Source organism: uncultured Metabacillus sp. (genome assembly GCF_947503125.1).
GTDB lineage: Bacteria > Bacillota > Bacilli > Bacillales > Bacillaceae > Metabacillus.
This window is the reverse complement of record NZ_CANNCR010000180.1, coordinates 1-608: the sequence shown is the minus strand read 5'-3', so window position 1 is coordinate 608 and position 608 is coordinate 1. Positions and strand designations below refer to the sequence as shown.

The following is a 608-nucleotide window of genomic DNA, read 5'->3' as shown; positions in this document are numbered from 1 at the left end:
TAATATCAGAATTTATATGTTGCCCCTTTTTTGCGATTGCGAGAAAATTGAGGTATGGAGTCGAATATTTTGAAACGTATCTTTTTTGATCAAAATCAACATTGGGATAAATTTGTAAAAAAACATCATAAAAACCTTCGTCTGATAGTGATTAAAGAGGTGGAGAAGTTTAAGGGTTGCGGAAATCCCAAGAACGGATTTAAATTATTAGTTTGCGAAGGGTGTCATGATGTAAAAAAAGTCCCTTTCCGATGCAAAGGAAGATTTTGCACAACCTGTAGCTGTGGGGAAACAGAAGAATGGGGCAGGTTACTTTCGGAAGAGGTTTTTCAAGTCAATCATCGTCATGTCATTTTTACAATTGATGAAGGATTAAGAAACATATTTCTAAAACATCGTCATTTATTAAAGGAATTCATGGATGAAGCGGTCGGAATCGTTCAACAGTGGTTTGAGGAAAAATTCAAAGTTACTCCTGGTGTCATTGCAGGTTTACATACATTTGGATCGCGTTTAAACTTTAATCCCCATGTTCATATGCTTGTGACTATGGGAGGAATGAAAAAGAATGGTGAATGGAAAACCTATGACTATATCCCGTTCCATTT

The 608-nt window shown here is 35.9% G+C and carries 1 protein-coding gene; it reads left to right on the top strand.

Features of this window, described 5'->3' with window-relative positions; genetic code table 11:
- Positions 1-69: 69 nt before the first annotated feature.
- On the top strand, positions 70-608 hold a 539-nt coding region (locus Q1B07_RS26725; RefSeq protein WP_299095871.1), incomplete at its 3' end, for a transposase zinc-binding domain-containing protein.